General features: G+C 60.9%; 23 protein-coding genes. 1 reads left to right on the top strand and 22 read right to left on the bottom strand.

Annotated features, from left to right (window positions below):
* Positions 1-56: 56 nt before the first annotated feature.
* Genes AC0V6W_RS10135 through AC0V6W_RS10105 form a run of 7 tightly spaced genes read right to left on the bottom strand, consistent with a single transcriptional unit; the run spans position 57 to position 7042 of the window.
* Entirely contained in the window at positions 57-497 is a 441-nt protein-coding gene (locus tag AC0V6W_RS10135; RefSeq protein ID WP_486149638.1) for a hypothetical protein, read from the bottom strand.
* Positions 487-1836, bottom strand: a complete 1350-nt coding sequence (locus AC0V6W_RS10130) for a FliI/YscN family ATPase (protein ID WP_486151556.1) — start codon at positions 1834-1836, stop codon at positions 487-489. Before AC0V6W_RS10130 ends, AC0V6W_RS10135 begins: the two co-directional genes overlap by 11 nt.
* Positions 1837-1844: 8 nt before the next feature.
* Positions 1845-2498 carry a FliH/SctL family protein gene (locus tag AC0V6W_RS10125; RefSeq protein ID WP_486149636.1) on the bottom strand — a complete coding sequence of 218 codons (654 nt, stop codon included), beginning with the start codon at positions 2496-2498 and terminating at the stop codon, positions 1845-1847.
* Positions 2485-3543: a flagellar motor switch protein FliG gene (gene fliG / locus AC0V6W_RS10120; protein ID WP_486149634.1), complete on the bottom strand. Its 1059-nt coding sequence runs from the start codon at positions 3541-3543 to the stop codon at positions 2485-2487. The genes AC0V6W_RS10125 and fliG overlap by 14 nt, the downstream gene beginning before the upstream one ends.
* Positions 3540-5261, bottom strand: a complete 1722-nt coding sequence (gene fliF, locus AC0V6W_RS10115) for a flagellar basal-body MS-ring/collar protein FliF (RefSeq protein ID WP_486149632.1) — start codon at positions 5259-5261, stop codon at positions 3540-3542. The genes fliG and fliF overlap by 4 nt, the downstream gene beginning before the upstream one ends.
* A gap of 3 nt (positions 5262-5264) precedes the next feature.
* Positions 5265-5618, bottom strand: a complete 354-nt coding sequence (gene fliE / locus AC0V6W_RS10110) for a flagellar hook-basal body complex protein FliE (RefSeq protein WP_486149630.1) — start codon at positions 5616-5618, stop codon at positions 5265-5267.
* The gene (locus AC0V6W_RS10105) at positions 5615-7042 is read right to left on the bottom strand and encodes a sigma-54 interaction domain-containing protein (protein WP_486149628.1); all 1428 of its coding nucleotides are present in this window, start codon (positions 7040-7042) and stop codon (positions 5615-5617) included. Before AC0V6W_RS10105 ends, fliE begins: the two co-directional genes overlap by 4 nt.
* A 361-nt stretch (positions 7043-7403) precedes the next feature.
* Between AC0V6W_RS10105 and AC0V6W_RS10100 the strand changes: the two genes are divergently transcribed.
* Positions 7404-8222, top strand: coding sequence for a flagellin N-terminal helical domain-containing protein (locus AC0V6W_RS10100; RefSeq protein ID WP_486149626.1), 819 nt, complete (start codon positions 7404-7406; stop codon positions 8220-8222).
* A 238-nt stretch (positions 8223-8460) separates the two neighbouring features.
* Here the strand turns inward: AC0V6W_RS10100 and AC0V6W_RS10095 are convergent, their stop codons facing one another.
* The 15 genes from AC0V6W_RS10095 to flgB all read right to left on the bottom strand — a co-directional run bounded on the left by AC0V6W_RS10095 (position 8461) and on the right by flgB (position 21714).
* Positions 8461-9276, bottom strand: coding sequence for a class I SAM-dependent methyltransferase (locus tag AC0V6W_RS10095; RefSeq protein ID WP_486149624.1), 816 nt, complete (start codon positions 9274-9276; stop codon positions 8461-8463).
* Positions 9273-11702 (bottom strand): HAD family hydrolase, encoded by a 2430-nt coding sequence (locus AC0V6W_RS10090; protein ID WP_486149622.1) that lies wholly within the window; start codon positions 11700-11702, stop codon positions 9273-9275. The genes AC0V6W_RS10095 and AC0V6W_RS10090 overlap by 4 nt, the downstream gene beginning before the upstream one ends.
* Positions 11703-11766: 64 nt before the next feature.
* Positions 11767-12735 carry a flagellar motor protein MotB gene (locus tag AC0V6W_RS10085; RefSeq protein ID WP_486149620.1) on the bottom strand — a complete coding sequence of 323 codons (969 nt, stop codon included), beginning with the start codon at positions 12733-12735 and terminating at the stop codon, positions 11767-11769.
* A 14-nt stretch (positions 12736-12749) separates the two neighbouring features.
* Entirely contained in the window at positions 12750-13613 is an 864-nt protein-coding gene (gene motA, locus AC0V6W_RS10080; protein WP_486149618.1) for a flagellar motor stator protein MotA, read from the bottom strand.
* Positions 13614-13665: 52 nt separating this feature from the next.
* Positions 13666-14583: a flagellin N-terminal helical domain-containing protein gene (locus tag AC0V6W_RS10075; RefSeq protein ID WP_486149616.1), complete on the bottom strand. Its 918-nt coding sequence runs from the start codon at positions 14581-14583 to the stop codon at positions 13666-13668.
* Positions 14584-14603: 20 nt separating this feature from the next.
* Positions 14604-15944, bottom strand: coding sequence for a flagellar hook-associated protein FlgK (gene flgK / locus AC0V6W_RS10070; RefSeq protein WP_486149614.1), 1341 nt, complete (start codon positions 15942-15944; stop codon positions 14604-14606).
* A gap of 9 nt (positions 15945-15953) precedes the next feature.
* On the bottom strand, positions 15954-16271 hold the full coding sequence (locus AC0V6W_RS10065) for a rod-binding protein (protein WP_486149612.1): 318 nt from the start codon (positions 16269-16271) through the stop codon (positions 15954-15956).
* Positions 16271-17383, bottom strand: coding sequence for a flagellar basal body P-ring protein FlgI (locus tag AC0V6W_RS10060; protein WP_486149611.1), 1113 nt, complete (start codon positions 17381-17383; stop codon positions 16271-16273). The genes AC0V6W_RS10065 and AC0V6W_RS10060 overlap by 1 nt, the downstream gene beginning before the upstream one ends.
* 20 nt (positions 17384-17403) lie before the next feature.
* Entirely contained in the window at positions 17404-18123 is a 720-nt protein-coding gene (locus AC0V6W_RS10055) for a flagellar basal body L-ring protein FlgH (protein ID WP_486149609.1), read from the bottom strand.
* Positions 18123-18914 carry a flagellar basal-body rod protein FlgG gene (gene flgG / locus AC0V6W_RS10050; protein WP_486149607.1) on the bottom strand — a complete coding sequence of 264 codons (792 nt, stop codon included), beginning with the start codon at positions 18912-18914 and terminating at the stop codon, positions 18123-18125. Before flgG ends, AC0V6W_RS10055 begins: the two co-directional genes overlap by 1 nt.
* A gap of 25 nt (positions 18915-18939) precedes the next feature.
* Complete coding sequence (locus tag AC0V6W_RS10045) at positions 18940-19689, bottom strand: flagellar basal body rod protein FlgF (RefSeq protein ID WP_486149605.1); 750 nt, start codon at positions 19687-19689, stop codon at positions 18940-18942.
* A gap of 13 nt (positions 19690-19702) precedes the next feature.
* Entirely contained in the window at positions 19703-20515 is an 813-nt protein-coding gene (locus tag AC0V6W_RS10040) for a flagellar hook-basal body complex protein (protein ID WP_486149603.1), read from the bottom strand.
* A 33-nt stretch (positions 20516-20548) separates the two neighbouring features.
* Positions 20549-20953, bottom strand: coding sequence for a flagellar hook assembly protein FlgD (locus tag AC0V6W_RS10035; RefSeq protein ID WP_486149601.1), 405 nt, complete (start codon positions 20951-20953; stop codon positions 20549-20551).
* Positions 20954-20955: 2 nt separating this feature from the next.
* Entirely contained in the window at positions 20956-21366 is a 411-nt protein-coding gene (gene flgC / locus AC0V6W_RS10030) for a flagellar basal body rod protein FlgC (RefSeq protein ID WP_486149599.1), read from the bottom strand.
* A gap of 3 nt (positions 21367-21369) precedes the next feature.
* Positions 21370-21714, bottom strand: coding sequence for a flagellar basal body rod protein FlgB (gene flgB / locus AC0V6W_RS10025; protein ID WP_486149597.1), 345 nt, complete (start codon positions 21712-21714; stop codon positions 21370-21372).
* Positions 21715-21903 lie beyond the last annotated feature (189 nt).

Genomic DNA, 21903 nt, shown 5'->3' with positions numbered 1-21903 from the left:
AATACACGCTCAACCGCGCTCAGATCCGCTTTGGGCCGAAACCCAAAACGCAGCGCTCAGCTTTTGTCGGGATTGGACTGCAATTTGCGTGCCATGGCGGCGGCGATGGGCTGATCTACGCGTTCCTGCCTATCGCGCTGTTCACGAAGCGCGGCCTTGGCCCGCGCGCTCAATCGCTCGATCCGCTGTTCGCTTTGCGCCAGCTTATCGACCTGCCAGCGCGCCTGACGCGAAGCATCACCGCGCGCCTGATCGGCATTGCGCGCCAATGCGGCCAGCTCGCCTGCGAACAGAGTCTGATGGCTTAACGTACTGCCCGTTTGCGCGCCTGTTCGTCCGCCATAACCGCGCGCAAGCTCGCGGCTGCGCTGTGCCAGACTGGCGCTGCGTTGTTCCTGCGCGATGGCATCGGCGAGCGCGGTCATTGCATCGCGCCGTGCAATGCGCGCCAAAAGCAATTGCCGCTCTGCGCGTTTCAGCTTGCGATTATTCGGCAAGGATCGCCTCTTGCCCCGCTGCGGCAAGGTCAAGCAGAGCGCTCTGGCTGTCTTCAAGGTCAAACGCCTCGCCCCGGCGCTGCGTGACAAAGCCATCGATCCGCTCAGACAGCGAAAGCGCCCTGTCCAGCATCGCATCCGATCCTGCACGGTAAGCGCCCATCATAACAAGATCGCGATTGTCCTCGCGCACGCTCATCAATCCGCGCACTGTGCGCGCCGCTTTTGCAACCGTCGGCGGCACCAGTTCATCCATCACCCGGCTCAGCGATGCGGGCACATCAATCGCGGGATAATGCCCGCGCTGCGCGAGATCGCGCGACAAAACGATATGCCCATCCAGGATCGCGCGCGCGGTATCAACCACCGGATCAGCGGTGTCATCGCCATCGGCCAGAACCGTATAAAGGCCCGTGACAGCCCCGCCGGTGCGCTGCGAATTGCCAGCACGTTCCACCAATTTGGTAACAGCTGCTAACGCCGAAGGCGGATAGCCGCGCGCAGCTCCCGGCTCGCCCAGCACCAGCGCCAATTCGCGCGCAGCATGGGCAACGCGGGTCAGGCTGTCGAGGATCAGCATCACGCTTTTGCCTTGCGCGCGGAAATATTCTGATAAGGCGGTGGCATATTGCGCCGCGCGCAGCCGCAGATTGGGCGCGTGATCGGCAGGTACAGCGATAACAACAATGCGCCCGCGCTGCGGGCCTGCCATATGCCGCGCGACAAAATCGGACACTTCGCGCGCGCGTTCCCCGATCAAAGCAACAATCGTGATGTCGGCGACCGCATGGCCCGCAATCGTGTCAATCAGAACCGATTTGCCCACGCCGGACCCGGCAATCACGCCCATACGCTGGCCCACACCCATCGTGGTAAGCGCGTTGATCGCGCGCACGCCGCAATCAAACGGCTGGCTGACCCGCGCGCGTTCGAGCGCGCTTTCGCGGTGTCCGGCCAACGGCCAGTGCTGGGTAAAATCAATCGGCGGCCCGCCATCAATCGGCGCGCCCAGCCCGTCCAAGGCGCGGCCAAGCACGGCATCGCCCACGGGCATTTCGCCCGGCCTGCCGCAAGCGCGCACGCTGGCATCGGGGCGCAGCAGCACCGCATCGCCCAGCAGCATCATCAAAGAATGTCCGCTGCGAAAACCGATCACTTCGGCAAGGCTTTCGGTGCCATCCTCTGCCTCGATGGCTCCAAGTGAACCGATAGGCAGCGGCAATCCGGACACTTCGACCAATCCGCCATCGCACGCCGCCACTCGCCCCGTTATCACAGGGCCGCATTCAACATGCGCGCGCCGCATCCGTGCGCATTCCAGCTGCATTTCGGCCAGCATAAAGGCCGCTATCCGCGCAACGCAGCGGCAATCGCGCGCCGCCATTCCGCCGGGCCATCGCGCACGCCGCCTTCGGGTCCGCTAAGTTCGATAGAGCCGCGTTCGAGCGCCGGATCAGACACAATCTCCCATTCGGCCAAAGCGCCTTCTTCCAGCAGCGCCAGATCATCCGGGTTCAGATGCAAAGTGCACGATTGCGCTGCGGACCCAAGCCGTGTGGCTGCCGCGCGCGCGCGTTTTTGCAGAGCATCGGGATCGGCAGCGTGATCTGCCAAAGCCGCATCGCACAGCGAAAGAACCGTCTCCGACAGTTCTGCCGCCAGCGCATCCATTGCCGCCTGATCGAGCTGGCGAAAGGCAAACCGCAAAGCCATGCGTTCATCGTCCATCAGGGCCAGCTTTTCTTCCAGCGCCTTGTGCGCGGCGGCTTCGCCTTGCGCATATCCGCGATCCCATTCGGTTTGCGGCTGGGCAGGCTCGCTGGGCCGGGATGTTTCCGGGGTCTCCTCTGCCGGCTGCACCTGAGCGAAGGGCGATGCCGCGCTAAACTCGCTCGGCGCGCTGAACGCCGCGATCCAATCGGGCACGGCGGCGCCGGATGCACCACCGGCTGACAAAGCCCCGGCCGCGGCCGCATCAGCGATCCAATCAGACGAATTCACTGTCATCTGTCCCTATGGAGATTTCGCCTTCTTCGGCCAGCGAGCGGGCGAGATCGACAATTTTGCGCTGGGCCAGTTTCACATCGGCCATGGCCAATCTGCCGCGCAGTTCAATCTCATCGCGCACCCCATCAGCAGCGCGGCTTGACATGGCGGCAAAGAAGGGTTCGCGATCTTCTTCACTAAGCCCTTTGAGCGCATCAATCAGCGCTTCGTTATCCACATCGCGCAGCAAGCGGCCCATCCCTTGCGGGTCCAGTTCGAGCAGCATTTCGAACGTGAACAATTCGTCTTCGATTTTCTGCGCCAGTTCCTCGTCGCGCTGGGCGATGGCGGGCAGCACAACATTGCGCAATTCGCCTTCGGACAGGTTGATAAGGTTCGCCGCTTCGCGCGGGCCGCCCATGGCCAATGCACTTGCGCCGAAATTCGCGCCGATGCGGTGCGAGAGCAATTGATCGATCATGCCGATGGCCTGCTGCGATACAGGGCCCATCTTGGCGATCCGTTCCACCACGGCGGATTGCTTGGTCTCATTCAGCGATGAAAGCACTTCGGCAGCGGGTTCCGGCTCCAGCAGCAACAGCAAAGCCGCGATCACTTGAGGGTGTTCATCCGCGACCAGTTTGACAACGACACTGGGCGCCAGCCAGCGCGCCATTTCGATGCTGCGCGGGCGCGGCGCTGGTTCGATGCGCAGCATCATGCTTTCCGCTTTGGTCGGGCCAAGCGAGCGTTCAAGCATCAGGCGCACCTGTTCATTGCGGCCGCGTGCGGGCAGAATTTCGCGCGCCGCTTCGCCTGCGAAATCTTCCAGCGCCTCAGCTATGCGCGCCTGATCGATATCACCCAGCGCGCACATGGCAGCGCCCAGCGCCTGCAATTCAACAGGCTCCATCCGACCAAGCAGACCTGCGGCTTCATCCTCGCCCAGCAGCATCAGGAACACCGCCGCCCGGTCCACCCGGCCCAGCAAAGGTTCAGGGATCGCAGGCGCGTCTGATGCGCTTTCCGGATCAGCCTCTTTCACATCAGCATCACTCATGAAGACGGCGCTTTCTCATCTTTGGCCGATGGCGGCTCTAACATGCGCTGAAGCGCTTCGACCGCGCGTTCCGGTTGACTAACGGCAAGCTGCCGGGCGAGCTCAACCTGTTTCGACAGATCGGCAAAGGTGCTTGGCGCTGTTTGCGATTGCCCTGCCAAACCAGCCCCGCCTGCACCAATCGCTGCGCCCGCAAGCGGGTCATCGCCATCAATCAGAACGGGCACATCATCATCGCCATCCGCGCTTTCCTTGGCCGCGCCGTCTTTCTTGATTCGCCCGATCAGCGGGCGCACGGCGAGGAACAGCACCAGCAGCACTGCGATCAGTGCGGTGGCATAACGCACCACCATCGCGAACCAGGGCTGTTCGTAAAAGGCAGGCGGTTCCATCACTGCGGTTTCAAACGCGCTGGGGATCACTTCGACAATATCACCGCGCGCCGTGTCCGCGCCGACAGCCGCGCTGACGAGGCTTTGCAATTGCTCCGCCGTCATCGGGGCGGCGGCTTTCAATGCTTCATCACTGACCGCGACTGCGACCGAAAGCTTGGTTAATCCGCCGGGCCGGGTCGAAGTCACCGCCACTTCGCGGCCCACTTCGTAATTGCGCGATGTCGCGCTTTCGGTGTCTTTGGGCACGCCATCTTCGGCGGCGGCTTCGGTGTCTGCAGCAGCGGCTTCGGGATTGGGCGCTTCGTCCACCAATTCGGCATCAGGCGGAGGCGTGTTTGCCGTTACACCCGGCACACCGCCCACACCGCCGCTGCCTGCAACGCGCACCGATGTGCGCTCGCTTTCTGATCGGACCACGCCGGGATCGTTGTATTTTTCTGTGGCGCTTGTCACATCCTTGGTGTCGAGTTCGACCTGCACTTGGCTGGAGAAATTGCCTTCTCCCAATAAAGGCGTCAGCAATCCGGCGATCTGCTCGCTCAGCTTGGTTTCAAATTCGCGCTGCAAAACCAGCCCGTCCATCGCGGCATCACGGGCGGCAGAAAGCAGGCGGCCATTTTGGTCCACCACGCGCACCGCATCCGATGTCATTCCCGGAACCGAGGCTGAGACCAGATTGACGATGGCCTCGACCTGATTCTGACTCAGCGAACGCCCGCCCACCAGCCGCACCATGACAGAGGCGCTGGGCGGGCTGGCATTGCGCACAAACACCGATCGTTCAGGCGTGGCGAGATGCACGCGCACCGCTTCGATCCCGTCAATCTCGCGGATCGTCAGCATCAATTCGCGCTCGCGCGCCAGCCGCAGTCTCTCGCCTTCCAATGTGCGGCTGGAACCCAGCGGGATCGCGTCCAGCATTTCGCTGGCCCCTTCGGGCGCTGCCAATCCGGCATCGGATGCGACCAGCATGCGCGCGCGGTAGACATCATCTTCGGACACGCTCATCGCGCCTGTGCCATTGTCGATGGAATAGCTGATCCCGCCGCGTTCCAGCGTATCGACCACCTGTGCGCGCTCGCCATCGGACAGGCTGGAATACAAAATCCGCTGCGGACCCGATGCGATCATCATATAAAGCGCCGCCAGCGCGACCACTGCGCCCAATCCGATCAATGCAGGCAAAGCGCGCACAAAGGCAGGCTGGCGGGTGAAATCGGCCACGCCATCCGGCAGCATGGATCGCCATCCGCCCGGCTGGCTTGCCGCAGCAGCGGTGCCATCACCTATTGGCGAGGCGGCTGGAAGAGTGCTTTCAGCCACTTATCACGCCCCCATCCGCATGATTTCCTGATAGGCTGAAAGCAGCTTGTTGCGCACTTGCAGTGTCGCCTCAAACGCTATGCCCGCTTCCTGGCGAGCGACCATCACTTGCGCGATATCGGTCACTTCGCCGCGTTCAAATCCGGCTTGCATTTCGCCCGAATGTTTCTGCACCGCGCTGACCGATTGCAGCGCATTTTGCAGCGTATCGGCAAAGCCACTGCCCGCGCGTTCGCCCGGTTCCGGGGCAATCCCGCTGGCTGCGCGCACATCTTGCAATGCTTGCGAGCGGCCAAGGATTTCTTTGCGCAGCGCCATCACATCGGAAACGCCAAATCCTGAAGATATCGCGTTCATGATACGCCTCCTTGTTGCAGCAAACCGGTCTCGCGCATGGATGCCAGCCGGTAACGCAGGGTTCGCTCCGATATGCCCAGCGCGCGGGCGGTGCGCGCACGGTGTCCGCCGTTCGAATTGAGCGCATCGATGATGGCGGCCGCTTCGGATCGGAACGCGACATCAGACAGCGAGGCGGCTCCGGGCTGGCTGGATGCTGATGGAGCAGGTGCTGATGGAGTGAGTGCTGGCAGCGCAGAGGCGGCCTGCGCATCGCCCGCCGCGCCCATGCATCGCACCGGTTGATCAAACACGATATGGTCCGCCCCGATCATCGCAGCATCCCCTGCGAGCAGAATTGCGCGGCGGATCACATTTTCCAATTCGCGCACATTGCCCGGCCATGCATGCCCTTCAAGCAGGCCGAGCGCGTGCCCGCTGATCCAGTTCGGCTTTGGCAGCGATGCACCGCGCGCGTCATCCGCTTTTGCGCAGGCATGGCGCAGCAACATACCAAAAGCGAGCGGCGCAATGTCCCCTTTGCGATCGCGCAAAGCCGCGATTTCGAGCGGGAACACATTCAGCCGGTACAGCAAATCCTCGCGGAAAGATCCCAGCGCAACTTCATCGGCCAAAGTGCGATTGGTGCAAGCGATGATGCGCACATCAATGGCTACCGGACTGGTCGCGCCCAGCGGCAAAACTTCGCCTTCCTGCAAAGCGCGCAGCAATTTCGCCTGAAGCGCGAGCGGCAATTCGCCGATCTCATCCAGCAGCAATGTCCCGCCATCTGCCGCGCGAAACAAACCCTCGCGCGCTTCGGCGGCGCCAGTAAATGCGCCTTTGCGGTGGCCAAACAGCAGGCCTTCCAGCATCGCTTCGGGCATGGCGGCGCAGTTGACCGCGACAAATGGCCCGCTGCTGCGCGCGGATAGTCGGTGCACAAACCGGGCGAGCACTTCTTTACCTGTGCCCGTCGGCCCTTCAAGCAAGACGGGGATTTCGCTGCCCGCAATCCGCTCTGCCAAAGTCAGCAATGCAAGGCTGCGCTCATCAGCGGCAATCGGCCAGCCGCCTTGCGCGCAGCATGCCAGAAACGCAGCGCGCGCGGCTTCGTGTGATTGCGCGGTGTAACGCAAAGCGACCCGCGCTGGCGAACTGCGCGTCAGGCTGGGTTGATGGGCAAGGCCAAGGTCAAGCTCAATGGCATCCTTTGGCCGCCCGCCCGCAGGCAAATCAAAGCGCCCCTCTTCGCCCATCACCAACCGTGCGCGCTGCCATTTATGCGCGAGCAAAGGCAAGACCGGGTCGAGCAGCGCAGAGTGACGCGCGGTTACATCTGCGCGGGCTGCGCCCGGTTTGGTGAGCGGTTGAGGCGCAGATTGGGATACGCGGCAGCGCTCAGCCGGTCGCGGCACTGATTGCGGTTGAGGCGGGTTAGGCATGTTGCGGCACCGATTTGCTTGTTTTTCTGAGGGCTTATGAATGGCTCGATGCTGGTTTGGCGCCCGGCCAGCCAAGATAGCCGTAAGTTAAGCCCCCGTAGTCGCACCTAAGCGCTGCAATTTCTGGCCGGGCTCTATGCAGGAGCGTGCAGGATACTCGGCGACGCCTGCCTGGTCCGGGGTGGCAAGCTGCGGGCCGGCTCTGGGCAAAAGCGCTTCTGCGTTCGCTTTTTCGCATGGGTCCATCACCCAGCCCTTAAACTTTCTCCCAAGTGGTCGCTCTTAGTCTCAGCAGCGGCGAAGCAATTCGTTCTGCAAGATCACACAAGATCACTTTACGATCGCTAGGAGTTTTAGACCAATGTCCGTAATCAACACCAATATCTCAGCCCTGCGCGCTCAGAACGCCAGCATGTATGCCAACAAGCAATTGGGCGATGCGATGGAGCGCCTGTCAACCGGCAGCCGCATCAACTCAGCCGCTGATGATGCCGCTGGCCTGTCCATCGCCACTGGCTTTACCTCAGACATCCGCGCGATGAACCAAGGCATCCGCAACGCCAATGACGGCATTGCGCTGGCGCAAACCGCCGAAGGGGCTTTGGATGAAGTGTCCAACATGCTTCAGCGCGTTCGTGAACTCGCCGTGCAATCACAAAACGGTACGCTGGATGATACAGATCGCGGCTTCCTCGACACCGAAGTCACCGAACTCGCCGCTCAGATCAACGACATTCTGACCAACACAACATTCAACGACGTAACACTGTTCAGCACGACCAGCGGCACCGACGTTTCTGTGAACATTCAGATCGACGCAACTCGTAATGTCACTCTCACGAGCACCGGCATTGATGACACCAACCTTGATGCAGCCGGCCTTGATGTGAGCACAGCGGCCAACGCCGCCACCGCGATCACGAATGTGGATGCCGGCCTTCAGGCTGTGAACAGCGCGCGTTCATCATTGGGTGCAGGCCAGAACCGTCTGGAAAGCGCGATCAACAACCTGACCACAACATCGACCAACCTGACCGATGCGCGTTCGCGGATCGAAGATACGGATTTCTCATCGGAATCGACCGCTTTGGCCAAAGCGCAGATCCTTGGTCAGGCATCCACGGCGATGCTCGCTCAGGCGAACCAGTCACAGCAGAACGTCCTTTCCCTGCTGCGGTAAGCTTACCATGAAGACCATCCAGCCCGGCAGGTTATGGCCGGGCTGGATACAGGAAAACCCGAAAGAGGCTGAGGCGCTCTTTCGGGTTTTTTGTTTTCAGGGGGGAGGCGTTTTGTGATTGGGCGCTTCGGCTCACGGGCCGGGGCGTTCTTGCTGAGGGTTCGGTATCGCTCACGCCGGGCGTTTTTGTTGAGTGTTCGCTTCGCTCACTGCCGGACCACCCAAAAAAGCCTCACCCTCAACCCGCGCTGCGGTCCTGCCATTCGATCACTTCGAGGTAATTGCGCAGACGGTTCTCTTCGATCCGAGCGATCAGCGGGTTCGCGTGATAGGGCAGCAGGAACTGCGCCAAGTCTTCAGACCACGGCGCATTGGCATCAAACACAATGCCCAGGCCCAAAACGGCGGGCACATGCACATACATCAGCCCGCGATCATCGCTGTCGGTTTCGCGCAGGAAATCCTCCACCGCGGTCAGCACGCCGTTGCGCTCGCCGCCCGATGCCAGCGCAACCGCGAAATTGCCCATACCGCGCAGGCCCCGCCCGCGCGTGGCTGTGTCCATGTCCAGTTTCACCCCATGGTCAAAACTGTGCGGATGCCGCCAGCCAGAAGGAATGCGCGCTGGCGCATAATAGAAATCGCGCCGCGCGCACGGCCATGACACATCGTGCAGGAAAGCAAGCAGCGGCTTGCCGCCCGCGACCTGCGCCGCATCGATCATTTTCAGCTCGTTATAGACGGTGTAATAATTGTGATCACCATCAACAAACCACGCATCCGCCGCCGTGCAATGAGCCAGCGCATCCAGGCTTGGCTTTGCGATATGGCGCACATGGGACTGTTCATCCGCCCATGCGGCAAAACCTGTTTCGGGTTCGGGATCAATGCAAGTGAGCTCGCCCCCGTTCTGCGCGCAGCGTTCGGCAAGCACTTTGGACATGCCGCCATGTTCGCTGCCAATTTCGGTGATGGACCGGGTTTTCGCCAGATCCAGACAGGGCAGGATCAGCGGGGAAAATTCGGACATTGAATGGATCAAAAGCTCGCTCATGCGGCGATCTCCTGCGTGCGGGCTTTGGGTTTTGATGCACCGGGTGCTGGCCGCTGGCGGATTGGGCGAAAGACAATTTCGACCATATCGACCGTGCTGTTGGGGCCCAACTGATCGGGCGCAATAAACAGCACGCCCGCAGGATCGGGGCACTCATACAAGCCTGTTTGATGCTCGGTCAGACCATCGGCAATCGCGGTAAGAGGCACGGGCCGGTCGTCATTGTCCAGACTGCCGCGCAGGCCATCGACCGGCGCGCGAGTAATCGAGACAACTTCCAACCATTCAAACGCCGCGCCAATCCCGATGGCTATCGCTTTGGGGGCAGCGCTGATCGGCAATTGCGCGGTGAAATACCCATCATGGGTTGCGCGCGCTTCGATCTGGTGCGCGGCGCTGCCCGTAGTGCCGACATAATAGGCATCAAGCGTGATCGTCTGCGGGGCATAATCGACATAGCTCAGCCCCAGGCCAAAGCGTTTTTGCAACAGCAGCGCGAGCCGCGTACTCATGTCCTCTCCCGCCAATTCGGCAGGCAGGAACATGCGGGCAGACCCTTTCATGTAGAACAATCCCCGCCGTCTGATCCCTTCATGGCCAAAGTCAGGATCAAAGAGTGGCACAATCCGTTCACTGCCCAGATTAACGTCGTGCTCAAACCCTTTAAGCACGCTGAGTTCATCAGGCTGCGGCAGAAACAGGAACCGGGTGAGCGCATTGCCAGCGGTTTCGCGCCAGCCGCGCTGATCGTGCACCGCGCTGGTGCGGATAATGGGGGGCTTCATCGCGGCTTTTGCAAAAGCGACAACGCCTTTTTGCACCGCATCGCGAATATCGCTTTGCTGACCTTTGAAACCGCTCTGATTGCGCACGGGTTCGCCGTGATCGGTGTAATCGACAACCGATCCCAATTCGCAGGTCGCCAGCTGCTCGATCACCGCGACATTGCCGCACAGGGATTCCAGATGTCCGGGATCAAAATGGCGCGTGTCGATCAGGCCTTTCTTGTCAAAACCGTTCGCCGTCATTTCGCGCAGCAGCAAATAGCGGCCCGCCACATGGCAATCAAAAACATCGCTTAACAGGCCATCAACCTGGTTTTGCGCCGACCCGTTATAGCCCAGATCCACCAGCATCAGCGTATCGCCCGGTTGCGGATCAACGGCGCTGCGGACATGCGCGATCAGCCTTTCCGCAAAGCCGCGCGCGCGCCGCAATGTTGTTTTCTGGCGTTTTCCGGTGCGCAATTCTGCAAGCAACGCTTCTGCCACCGCGCTCAAATCCGCATCTGATCGCGGCGTGCCGATGCAATCGGTGATCTCTTCCGGAGTGAACAGCAATTGCCGCGCTAAAGTGCTGGGGTTTAGCCCATGTTCGAGCGCCACATGCCGATCATAGGCTTCGCGCGATGCCAGCCCGGCAGCGGTTGCGGTAAAGCGGCTGATTTCCACTCGCGCGGTGCTGTCTGCGCGGTCGCAAGCGGCATGGACGAGCTGCGGCAAATGCCCATCGCGCAGCATAAACAGCCAGTGGACCCTGCCGCCGCGCTCACTCGCCAGCGCCTCTGCCTCATCGCTCAGCCAGTTTTGATAGGCGCGAAACACCGGGCCAAGCACACAAAAACCCAAACGCTCAGCCGGATCGTCCATCGCTGCTTCATGGGCAGCGATCAAAGCGCGCTGCATTTGCAGCCCGGTCACGCCCGGTCCAGACGCATTGGCGCTGCCTATCGCTCCGCATGCGCGTTCAAACCGCAGCCGCTGGCGCGCTTCATCGGTGAATTGCAGCAGCAGCAGTGCAGGCACGCCCAGGCTGCGCGATGCATCGTAATCCGCCGCCGGGTTATCGCCGATATGCAGCGCCTCTTGGCTTTTGCATTTCATCGTTTTGAGCGCTTTGGCCAGCAGTCCTTCGCTTTTGGACAGGCCCGCCTGGGACGAAGCAAACACACGGTCAATCAGGCCCGCGACCTCTTCGCCTGCCGCCTTTGCAATAAGGTCGGTCAATTCGCGCACATCCAAATAGGTGTCGGAGACGATGATGACCTTGATCCCGCGCGCTTTGGCCGCCCGCATCAAAGCAACTGTGGGTTCAAAAGCGAAGCAGCTGCGCACTTCTAGCGCGTGTTCCGCCCCGGCAGCCTGCGCGATTTTGGCCCCGTCTGCATGCGGCATGGCCTGCGCGTAAATCTGCGTGAGGCTCACCTCGGTGCGGCGACGCATCGTAAACTGCGCTTTGCGTGCATTCATTTCAGCCGCGCCGCGCTGTGCTGGCAGCACCGTATCCAGCCCTGCAAAAACGTCGCTGGGCGTATGACAATCGCGCCATAACAGCGTGTCAAAACAATCGAGCGACAGCACTTTTATCCCGCCGGGCGCCCGGTCAAGCGCGGTGGGCAATTCATGCGGCCAGATTGTCTCGGTCATTACGCTCTCCATTGGATCCAATCGCGCCTGCGGGATCGATAAAGAGAGCTAACCCTTGCATGGTTTATGAGCCCGGCGCGCTGCCCTCAGCCTTATCCCTTAAGGAAATATCCGCAGCGGCCACCGGAGGCTGCGCGCTGAGCGGTTGCGGCGTGCGGCGGCGCTGGATGCGCTGGCCGGGTTGATCTTCGAGCAACAGCAGCGAAATGCGCCGGTTACGCGGATCTGCCGGATTGTCCGCCACCAGAGGTTCGCGGTCGGCCACCCCTTCGATCCGGGCAAAGCGATCTGCGGCAAGGCCATTGCGAATAAGCGATTGGCGCGTCGCCTCTGCACGGCCCGCCGATAGCGACCAATTGTTGGCAACAATGCCGGGCCGCCAGGGCAGCGAATCTGTGTGACCGCGCAGGATCAGCGGCACATTCTGCGCCTCAAGCACGCCGCCGATCACTTCGATGAGCCCGCGCGCTTCTTGAGTCAAAACAGTGGTGCCAAGCGAAAACATCGAGAAATCCGCATCATCCACCAGATCAATACGAATGCCATCGGGCGCGCGCATCACGCGCACCTGTTTGACCAAATGCGAGATATCCTCGCGCTTTTTCAATTGGTTCGCGATCTCTTCTTGCAAATCCTTGACCCGCTGCGCGTCGCTTTCGCCGCGCCCACCGCCTTCAACCGGGCCGCCTTTGGCATCGCGCGGGATGGTGATTGCTTTGGTTCCCGTCTGCCCGCCGGCATTGGGATAATTGTCGACATCGGTCAGCGATGAACCGCCCAGCAATCCATCTGACCCCGCGCTTTGCTGGCGGGTTTTGACCAGTGTCGGTGTGAAGTAATCGGCAATGCCCTTGCGTTGGTTTTCCTCGGTCGCGCCCAGCAGCCATAACAGCAGAAAGAACGCCATCATCGCGGTGACAAAATCGGCATAGGCGACTTTCCACGCGCCGCCGTGATGGCCAGCGTCCTCGATCGTGATTTTTTTGACGATAATCGGCGCGAGCGGAGTTGGCGCTGTATCAACATCGGACATTGCGGCAGCTCCCTCTACCTGCCGCGCATCATATCGAGCAGTTCGGTGAGCTTGGGCCGATGCGCTGGCGGCAGGCCTGCGCGCGCCGCTTCGAGCACCATAGGCTGAGGATAGCCATGCAGGCTCGCCACGATCACCTGTTTGATCGACTGGAAAATCTGCGCATCATGCGCGTTCACCTGTTTCAGCCGGTTCGCCATTGGCCCTGCAAAACCATAAGCCAGCAGCACGCCCAAAAACGTGCCAACCAATGCGCCGCCGATCATCTTGCCCAAAATGGCAGGCGGCTGATCGATTGCGCCCATGGTTTTGATAATGCCAAGCACAGCCGCCACAATCCCAAGCGCAGGAAAGGCATCCGCCATCGACTGGATCGCGTGTTCAGGCTCGTGCATTTCGTGCAGCTGGCATTTGATCGACTGGTCGATAATCTCTTCGACCGCATGCGTTTCCAGCGTGCCGCTGGACACCACCATCAATGTGAGCGGATCGCAGATCAATCCGCACACAACCGGGTCTTTTTGAAGATTGGGATATTCGCTGAAAATGGTGGAATTTTCAGGCTCGGTCACATGGCTTTCCAGCGCCACGGCCCCTTCGGACCTCAATAATTTCATCAGCTTGCTGGTCAGCGATATCACATCAATGTGATCCTGATCGGAATATTTGGGCCCTTTGAAGACTTTGCCGAACCCGCCGCCGAGCAATTTCACCTCGTGCATGGAATTGCCGATCAGGATCGCGCCTGTGGCCGCGCCGCCAATCATCATGAATTCCAGCGGGAGCGCTGCGAGGATCGGCCCCATAGAGCCGCCCGCAAGCGTAAACCCGCCAAAAACCATGGCGATAAGGACAACGATACCGATCGCGGCAAACACTGGGTTACACTCCTGGGTTTCGGGATAAAGCGGCCCGTTGGCCGCCGCCCGGTTAGATCACGTCAAACAGAGTAAGCGAGCTGAGGCGGGCAAAACTGGCCTGGCTTGCTTCCAATGCGGTGAGAGTTTGCTGAAGCCGGGCGACCGCTTCTGTAAGGTCCGTATCGCCCACCTGGCTGCGCCGTTCAGCGACCGCAATATCGCGCGATGCCTGATTGTCCTGCACCACTTCGACCCATGCAAGACGAGTGCCCAACACGGCCTGATTGCGCGATACAGAATCAATCGCGGCATCCAGCCCGCTGATCTGCGCAACAGCCGCCGCGCCGGCCCCCGGACCGCCTGTGCGAAAAGCATCGACCAGATTGGCAAACACGGCAAAGGCATCGGTGGCGGTGCCATCCACATCAAATTCGAACACCTGACGGCCTGTCACACCGCGCTCAATATCGGTGGCAGGGGCAACCGAAACCGCGCCCACTTGGTCATTGCCGTTATAGGTGACAACGCCTGCGGCATCGCGGATAAAGGCGGGGCCAGCAACGGTTCCGGCAAACAACGCCTCGCCCGTAACGCTCACGCCATTGGCGCGGGTGAACAATTCCTCGCCCAATTGCTCCAGTTCTTCGGCAATGGCAGCGCGGGCGGCATCATCCAGAGTGTCATTGCCGCCGCGCACAGCCAGTTCGCGCGCGCGGATCAGGATGTCGCCCACCGCGCCCACCTGATCCGCGGAAAAGTCGAGATCCTGCGCAAGCTTGGCCGCGTTGTCTTCCTGAATATCGGACAGAGTTTCCAACCGGGTCAGCGCGCGAAGCCGCGCCGCGGCGGCAGGATCCTGCGATCCGCGCTCGATCCGCTGGCCCGTCGCGATCTGCGTTTGCAGGCTTTCCAGCGACGTGCGCAGATCGCTCATCTGGGCGAGCGAGCGCGTGTAATAGGCGCCTGTCGATGTGCTGACGGTGGTCATGGTTTGAATGCTCCTGCGAATTATCTCAGGCTCAGCAGCGTGTCGAACACCTCGACCGCGACCTGAATGACGCGCCCGTTGGCTTCAAAGGATTGCTGGAGCCGGATGAGATCGGTTGCTTCGGTGTCGAGATTAACGCCGGTTTCTTCGAGCAATTGCGCCTCGGCCGCCTGCGATACAACGGCCAGCCCATCGGCCCGTGTTTGCGCGCCAGCGGTGCGGCTGGACAGGCCGAGCAGCAGAGTGTCTGCCGATATGACAGGGCCGGTATCGCTGCCAATGCTTGCGATCAGTCCGGCGATAGCGCCTGTCTCGCGGCTGCCTGCGGGCGACCCGGTGGGCGCGGAGACAAGCTGCGCCCCAGATGCCAAAGCGACCGCGATATCGCCTGCATTGCTGCCGGAAAACAGCGGCTGCCCTGCAGCGCCATCAACATCCACGCCGCTTGCCTGGGCGGCATTGGCAGCGGTGATGACCTGGCCTGCAATGGCATCAAGATCGCTTTGCAATCCGGCCTGTTCCTGCAAAGCCTGCGCCCGTCCTGCCATCGCGCCGCTGTTAAGCGCAACCGCCGTGCCATTGACGGCAAAACTGGCCGTGCCATCTGCCGCAAGACTGGCGGTGAATGAGCTGGCAGTGGCGCCGGACACCAGTGTTTCAGCAGGCGTGCCGGCCAGTTGCACATCGGCAACGCCTTTCGCAGTGAAGGACACGGTCACGCCCAATTCTTCCGCAATCCCGCGCAAAGCGGCATCGCGCCGGTCAAGCAAAGCGGCAAGCCCAGCGGACCCTTCGCGAGCGGCGACAATATCGGCGTTGATCTCTGCCAATTCATCCAGATTGGACTGCACCGATGAAATCTCAGCCGTCAGATCGGATTGCATCACGGTGCGCGCATCGGACAAGGATTGATTGGCAAGCTGAAACGTGTTCGCCATTTGCCGCGCGGTTTCCAGCGTGGTGGTGCGCAGGTTCGCGTTAACAGGGTCGCTTTCCAATCGCACCAAAGCCGCTTCAAAATTGACCAGGCCTGGATAAAGCCCGGATTGTTCGAGCGCGGTTTCGCTGTTTTGCAAACCTGTGAGCAAAGCCTGAGTGCGCGAAAGATCAGAGGCGGCATTGCGCGCCTGAAACTGCACCAGCTCGCTTGCGCCGCGATTGATCGACCCGATGCGGACCCCGCCCAGCGAATCAGCGGAATTAAACCCGATGGTTGCCGTCATCACCAATTCGCTTTGGCCCAAAGTGCGCCGGGCGTAATTGGGATTGGACGCATTGGCGATGTTCTGCGCGGTCAGTTCCAGACCCGCGCGCGACGCTTTTGCGCCGTTCGCGCCAATATTGAGAAGTGCCATCGGCATGGGGAGCTCCTATCGCCGCTCTGTTTCATCAGGGCTTGTCGCAGGAAGATATTGCGCAAGCTGTTCCTCTATGCTCCGGGCAAACCCGAAGGAGCCGGAATTGCTGGCGATTTCAGCGAATTGTTCATCGCGCATCTTGGCAAAGGTTTCCATGCCGCCGCCTGCGAACGGGGTGTCATCCTTGGCAAAGCTGGTGGCGCGCGCCGCTTCGAGCAGACGGCGCACCATGATCGCCTCGAACCCCTTGGCCGCTTTGCGCAAATCCTGCTGTTCGTTCGATAAAGCCTCTGATTTTGTGTGCGCGGAAGGGGCGGAGGTGACCTGCATCACAGCACCACCATTTCGGCCTGCAGCGCGCCTGCCTGTTTGAGGCTCTCAAGGATCACCACCAGATCAGCCGCGCCCACGCCCAGCAGATTGAGCGCATCGACAATCTCGCTGAGAGATGCTGCGCCCGGCATCAGGGCGACCCGGCTGTCGATTTGTTCGACAGTGATCTGGGATTGCTCCTCCACTGCTGTCACCCCGTTGCCGAACGGCGCAGGCTGAACCACGCGCGGGGCTTCGTCGATGCGGATCACCAGCTTGCCGTGGCTGACAGCAGCGGGCGACAAGCGCACCGCTTCATTGATGACGACTGTGCCGGTGCGGCTGTTCACAATGACTTTGGCCGCCATCGGGGCCGGCCTGACATTCAGCATTTCGATCTCGGCCAATTTCGCCGCGCGTTCATTATTGCCAAAGGGCAAAGCCAGTTCGATGCTGACCCCGTCAGCGATTTGCGCGGTTCCGGGAAAACGCGCATTGATAGCATCGCGCACCCGGCTGGCGGTCAGAAAATCGGCCTCGTGCAGATTGAATTTGAGTGTTCCCTGCCGATCAAACCCGGTCGCGACCGACCGTTCAACCGTTGCGCCATCTGCGATCCGGCCAACGGTTGCGACATTGACTGTCAGCTGCGATCCATCACGGCCCGATACGCCCAGGCCGCCGACTGCGACATTGCCCTGCGCCATCGCATAAATCTGCCCATCTGCGCCCATTAACGGCGCCAGCACCAAAGCCCCTCCGCGCAAAGACCGCGCCTGTCCAAGCGTGGATACGGTGATGTCGATGGTCTGGCCCGGCTTGGAAAAGGCAGGCAATTCAGCGGTGATGATGACAGCAGCGGCATTGCGCAGATTGGGGCTGACCCCTTGCGGCAATTGCAGACCCAGCCTGCCCGATACACCGCGCATCGCCTCTGTGACATAGGCAAGGTTGTCATCGCCTGTCCCCTGAAGGCCAACGACCACGCCGTATCCTGTCAGCTGGTTTGACCTGAGCCCTTCAAACTGGCCCAGATCGCGAATGCGTTCGGCCGATGCGGGCGCGGGGATCAAAGCGCCAATGGCCGCAGCCAAAGTCAGCACGAACAATATTCTGAAATAGGAAGCCATCGCCAAATCCTCTCAGCCGATCAAAACGGCGAAATCATGCCAAAGAACCGCGACAGCCAGCCGGGCCGCGATGCCTGCTGCACCGCGCCTTTGCCCGAATAGATGATCCGCGCATTGGCGACCTGCGATGATGCCAGCCGGTTATCCGCATCCACATCGACAAGGCGAATGCGGCCAGCGAACTGGATCCATTCATTGCCCTGGCTCAGCGACATCTGCTTTTCTCCGACAACTTCGGCGGTGCCATTGGGGTAAATGGCGGCGATGGTGACAGCGACAGTGCCATTCAACTGGCTCTGCTGGGCTGCACTTCCTCCACCAGAGAACGACCCTTGCGCCGCAGGATTAAGGGCATTGGGATTGAGAAAGCCCAGCGGGCCGGACGTAGGCGGCGTAATCGAGAACGATCCATCGCGCTGCGTATCGCCGGTGGTGCTTTTGGAAGAGGTGATATTTTCCACCAGCACAATAGTCACCATATCGCCCAGCTTGCGCGCGCGGGTGCCTGTGACCAGCCCGGCATAACCATCCGATGCCTGATAGATTGACCCGCGATTATCGCTGATAGCGGGGTCAGCAGGCGCCGGCACAGTCTGCGCGGTAAGGGGCGATGCAGGCGGCGGCGGCGCGGTAAAGCCGGGCGCCATTTTGCCTTCCATGCCAAAACAACCAGACACCAGCATCGCAGCCGATACGGCAACAGCGGCGCGCGCGGCGCGGCCCATGGAATGCGCGCCCATCACAGCGTCTGGTTCGCATTGCGGAGCATTTCATCCACCGCGCTGACCATCCGCGAATTGATTTCATAAGCGCGCTGCGCCTCGATGATCTCAACCAGTTCCTCAACCACATTGACGTTGGAGCCTTCGAGCATTCCCTGGCGCACATTGCCGCGTCCAAATTCGCCTGCCACACCCAATTCGACAGGGCCGCTCGCGCCTGTTTCCACCAGAAAGTTATCGCCGATAGAGCGAAGCCCGCGCGGATTGGCGAAATTGGCGATTTGCAGCTGGCCCAATTGGACCGGCTGCGCCTGGCCCGGCTGGACCGCACTGATTGTGCCATCGGGAGAGATCGAGATGCTTTCAGACCCTTGCGGGATCTGCACAGGCGGAGATACCGAAAACCCTTCTGATGTGATCAGCTGGCCTTGCGGTGACAAAGTAAAATTGCCCGCGCGGGTAAAGGCGATCTGCCCGCCGGGCGGCAGCTCCACCTGGAAATATCCCGGACCATCCAGCGCCAGATCAAGACTGTTGCCCGTCGTGTTGAGCGTGCCCTGGCTTTCAATGCGCGATGTGCCCTGCACCTGCACGCCCGTGCCCAGATTAAGGCCCACGGCATAGGCGGTTTGGTTGGTGGAATTGGCCCCCGCCACGCGCATTTCCTGATAAGTCAGCGTGGAAAAATCAGCCCGGTCGCGTTTGAACCCGGTGGTGGAGACATTGGCGAGATTGTTGGCAATCACGCGGATGCGCATATCCTGCGCTTCCAGCCCGGTGCGGGCGACTTGCAATGCGGATGTTGGCATGGAAAATTCCTTGTTGAATAGGCGTTTATGTGAGCGACATCAGCCGCGCGCTGGCTTCATCCAGATCGCCTGCGGTGCTCATCACTTTGAGGCGCTGTTCAAAGCTGCGCTGCGCCTCGATCATGGCGACCAGCGTTTCTGCGGTTTCGACATTGGATTGCTCCAGCGCGCCTGCGGTGACACTTGCGGTGGGGTCGGCTGGCAAGACGCCGCCGCCGGGCACTTTGAGGAAACTGTCGATCCCTTTGGCGACCTGGCTGCCTTCGGGCGATACCAGCTTGATCCGGCCAATCTGCTGGGCCTCGGCGCCCGGCGCTGCCGGATCGCGCGCCAGCACAGTGCCATCGCCGCTGATGGTGATGGGGAAGCCTTGCGGCACCGTGATCGGCCCGCCGCCTTCGCCCAGCACGGCAAGCCCTTCGCCATTTTCGATGAGGCCCGATGCCGCAATGCGCAGATCGCCCCGGCGCGAATAAACCTCCCCGCCTGATCGATCGGGCGCCTGAAACGCGATCAGCGCGTCGCCCTGCACCGCAATATCCATTGGATTGCCCGTGGGCGTAATCTCGCCCGGAGCCAAATCGGCCCCGCGCACATTTCCGCGAGCAGGCGCGCGCGCTTCCAAAGAGCCATCGCGAAGGACCGAGGGCTTCACCGCAAACACTTCCCTGCGAAAGCCGGGCGTGGACGCATTGGCGAGATTGTTGGCCACCATACGCTGGCGGTTCATCGCGGCATCTGCGCCTGATAATGCGGTGTAGATCATACGGTCCATCGTTTAAGCCCTCCTATCGCTGGAGGTTCAGGACGGTTTGCGAAATGGCTGTGGCGGTATCCAATGCCCGCGCATTGGCCTGAAAATTCCGCTGCGCACCCAGCAGCGAGACAAGCTCACCCGCCAGATCGACATTGGAGCGTTCGAGCGCGCCGGAGAACAAATCGCCGTAATTGCCGCTGGCCGGTTCACCAAAGACAGCGCCGCCGGATTCGCCGGTCGCTTCGTATTGGGTAAGCCCGATTGGACGCAGGCCTGTGGTCGCGGCAAAGCTGGCAAGCGCCACCTGCATTACAGGCTCAGCTGATCCATCGGCATAGACCGCCGTCAGCACGCCATCATTTTCAATCGACACGCTGGCGAGCTCAGACCCTGCGCCATTGGTTGTGGGGATGGCGATGGTGGCAGGCGTGGTCGATGTGGCAGTGCCTGTCGCATCGACCGGAAAGGCCTGGACCAGATTGCTGTTGCTATCGAGCAATTGCCCGCCCGCATCAATCCGCAGATTGCCATTGCGCGAATAGGTTTCCGCGCCATTGTTCGGGCTGACACTGGCGAAAAAGCCATCGCCATTGATTGCCAGATCCAGCCCGCGTCCGGTCTGCTCAATCGCGCCGAGCGAGAAATCCTGCGTGATCGCCTGAACGGTCGCGCCAATGCCGGGCGTGCGGCGCGGATCGGTGTTGGACCCGGACGCAATCAGGTCGGCAAAGGCCGCGTTGCTTTTCTTAAAGCTGACGGTTTCTGCGTTGGCGATATTGTTCGCGATAACGCGCAGATCGGTTTCGGCATTGCGCATACCGGAAAGCGAAGTTGCAAAGGACATGAGTTCAGTCTCCTGTTGGGAATGGGATGTGTTTTAAGAAAGGACAGAAATGCTGGGCGCTGCCGGCGTGATGCTGCCGGAACCTGCCCCGCCTGCCGCGTTCGTGGCAGCCTCGGCGGCGGCCTGCGCGGCTTCGGCGGCGGCATTTTGCGCTTCGATCAGGGCATCCAGCTTGGCCGAGATATCGCCCAAGGTCGCGCCCGATTGTTCGGTTTGGGCAAGCGATGTGAACTGCGCCATCTGCGCCAAAAGCTGCTCGTTATTCGCAGGCTCCAGCGGGTCCTGAAACTGCAATTGCGTGGTCATCAAAGTGAGAAAATCGCCGCTATCCAGCGATCCCAATCCGCCCGAATTGGGCAGAACGGATGGCGTGTTCAGCCGGTCAAACGTCGCCTCCAGCGTGGCATTTTGCGTGCCTGATACAGGGGTCGCAGTCATGTTCAATTGCTCCTTAGGGTTTCCAGCATCAGCTGTTTGGCGGTTTGCAACGCCTGGACCATGTTCTGGTACTGGCGCGCGCTTTCCATGATCTCGACCATTTCGGCGGTCTCATCGACGGGGGCCTCGAAGATATTGCCATCTGCATCGGCGAGCGGGTGGAAGGGATCATATCTCTTGGTTGGTGCCGCTTCTGACCGGACCAGCGTGTCTGCGGTCACGCTCGACAGGCCCGATGCGCGGTCAAGCTCGCTTTCAAACACCGCGCGAACGGGTCGGTACGCTTCGGCCTCGGTCGTGGTGACCGATCCGGCATTGGCGAGGTTGGAAGCGGCGGTGTTCATCCGCACCAATTGCGCGGACATGGCGCGTTCGGTCATGCCGAACAGGGTCATCCGGTTGCCGTCGGGCATGGCCTATTCCCCTTTCAAAGCGCGCGTCATCACCGCCGCTTTGCCTTTTACAAAAGCGAGCGTTGCGCTGTAAGCGACCGCGTTTTCAGCAAAGGCGATCTGTTCGCGCGACAGCTCCACCGTATTGCCATCCATGGATGGCATGGTGGGCACTTTATAGACCATGTGCGCATCCGCGCTGGCCGTGCGATCACCCGATAAGCGCGCATCCAGCGCTTTGGTAAAGTCGATATCGCGCGCCTTGTATCCGGGCGTCGCCGCATTCGCGATGTTAGAGGCAAGCACTCCCATACGCTGCGATCTCAATGTCAGTGCGTCAGCATGAATGCCAAAGATGTTCTGGTTCATTTGCGGCGGCCTTTTTCGATTATCACGCAGCGGGTTTGCGCCTGTGCGATTCAAAGTGTGCGGATCAATGTGTGCGGACCAGATTGCAGAAAGTGTGCCAAACATGGCCTTTGACCGGCGCATAGCGGTGCAGCGGGCCAACACAGCGCCCGCGCAAAGGGCCAAAGCGGCAAAGCGCTGCCGCCTTTG

It is taken from the genome of Erythrobacter sp. JB1-7, from assembly GCF_057365015.1.
This window is presented reverse-complemented; position numbering and strand designations above follow the sequence as displayed.

Excerpts from the sequence above, each read along its gene's own strand:
- AC0V6W_RS10065 (WP_486149612.1), bottom strand. The coding sequence starts at position 16,271 with ATGCAGGTCACCTCCGCCCCTTCCGCGCACACAAAATCAGAGGCTTTA.
- AC0V6W_RS10060 (WP_486149611.1), bottom strand. The coding sequence starts at position 17,383 with ATGGCTTCCTATTTCAGAATATTGTTCGTGCTGACTTTGGCTGCGGCC.
- AC0V6W_RS10035 (WP_486149601.1), bottom strand. The coding sequence starts at position 20,953 with ATGACTGCGACCCCTGTATCAGGCACGCAAAATGCCACGCTGGAGGCG.
- AC0V6W_RS10075 (WP_486149616.1), bottom strand. The coding sequence starts at position 14,583 with ATGACCACCGTCAGCACATCGACAGGCGCCTATTACACGCGCTCGCTC.
- flgB (WP_486149597.1), bottom strand. The coding sequence starts at position 21,714 with ATGAACCAGAACATCTTTGGCATTCATGCTGACGCACTGACATTGAGA.
- AC0V6W_RS10095 (WP_486149624.1), bottom strand. The coding sequence starts at position 9,276 with ATGAGCGAGCTTTTGATCCATTCAATGTCCGAATTTTCCCCGCTGATC.
- AC0V6W_RS10085 (WP_486149620.1), bottom strand. The coding sequence starts at position 12,735 with ATGTCCGATGTTGATACAGCGCCAACTCCGCTCGCGCCGATTATCGTC.
- fliG (WP_486149634.1), bottom strand. The coding sequence starts at position 3,543 with ATGAGTGATGCTGATGTGAAAGAGGCTGATCCGGAAAGCGCATCAGAC.
- AC0V6W_RS10045 (WP_486149605.1), bottom strand. The coding sequence starts at position 19,689 with ATGGACCGTATGATCTACACCGCATTATCAGGCGCAGATGCCGCGATG.
- flgC (WP_486149599.1), bottom strand. The coding sequence starts at position 21,366 with ATGCCCGACGGCAACCGGATGACCCTGTTCGGCATGACCGAACGCGCC.
- AC0V6W_RS10105 (WP_486149628.1), bottom strand. The coding sequence starts at position 7,042 with ATGCCTAACCCGCCTCAACCGCAATCAGTGCCGCGACCGGCTGAGCGC.
- AC0V6W_RS10090 (WP_486149622.1), bottom strand. The coding sequence starts at position 11,702 with ATGACCGAGACAATCTGGCCGCATGAATTGCCCACCGCGCTTGACCGG.
- AC0V6W_RS10100 (WP_486149626.1), top strand. The coding sequence starts at position 7,404 with ATGTCCGTAATCAACACCAATATCTCAGCCCTGCGCGCTCAGAACGCC.
- AC0V6W_RS10130 (WP_486151556.1), bottom strand. The coding sequence starts at position 1,836 with ATGCTGGCCGAAATGCAGCTGGAATGCGCACGGATGCGGCGCGCGCAT.
- flgG (WP_486149607.1), bottom strand. The coding sequence starts at position 18,914 with ATGCCAACATCCGCATTGCAAGTCGCCCGCACCGGGCTGGAAGCGCAG.
- fliE (WP_486149630.1), bottom strand. The coding sequence starts at position 5,618 with ATGAACGCGATATCTTCAGGATTTGGCGTTTCCGATGTGATGGCGCTG.
- AC0V6W_RS10055 (WP_486149609.1), bottom strand. The coding sequence starts at position 18,123 with ATGGGCGCGCATTCCATGGGCCGCGCCGCGCGCGCCGCTGTTGCCGTA.
- AC0V6W_RS10040 (WP_486149603.1), bottom strand. The coding sequence starts at position 20,515 with ATGTCCTTTGCAACTTCGCTTTCCGGTATGCGCAATGCCGAAACCGAT.
- flgK (WP_486149614.1), bottom strand. The coding sequence starts at position 15,944 with ATGCCGATGGCACTTCTCAATATTGGCGCGAACGGCGCAAAAGCGTCG.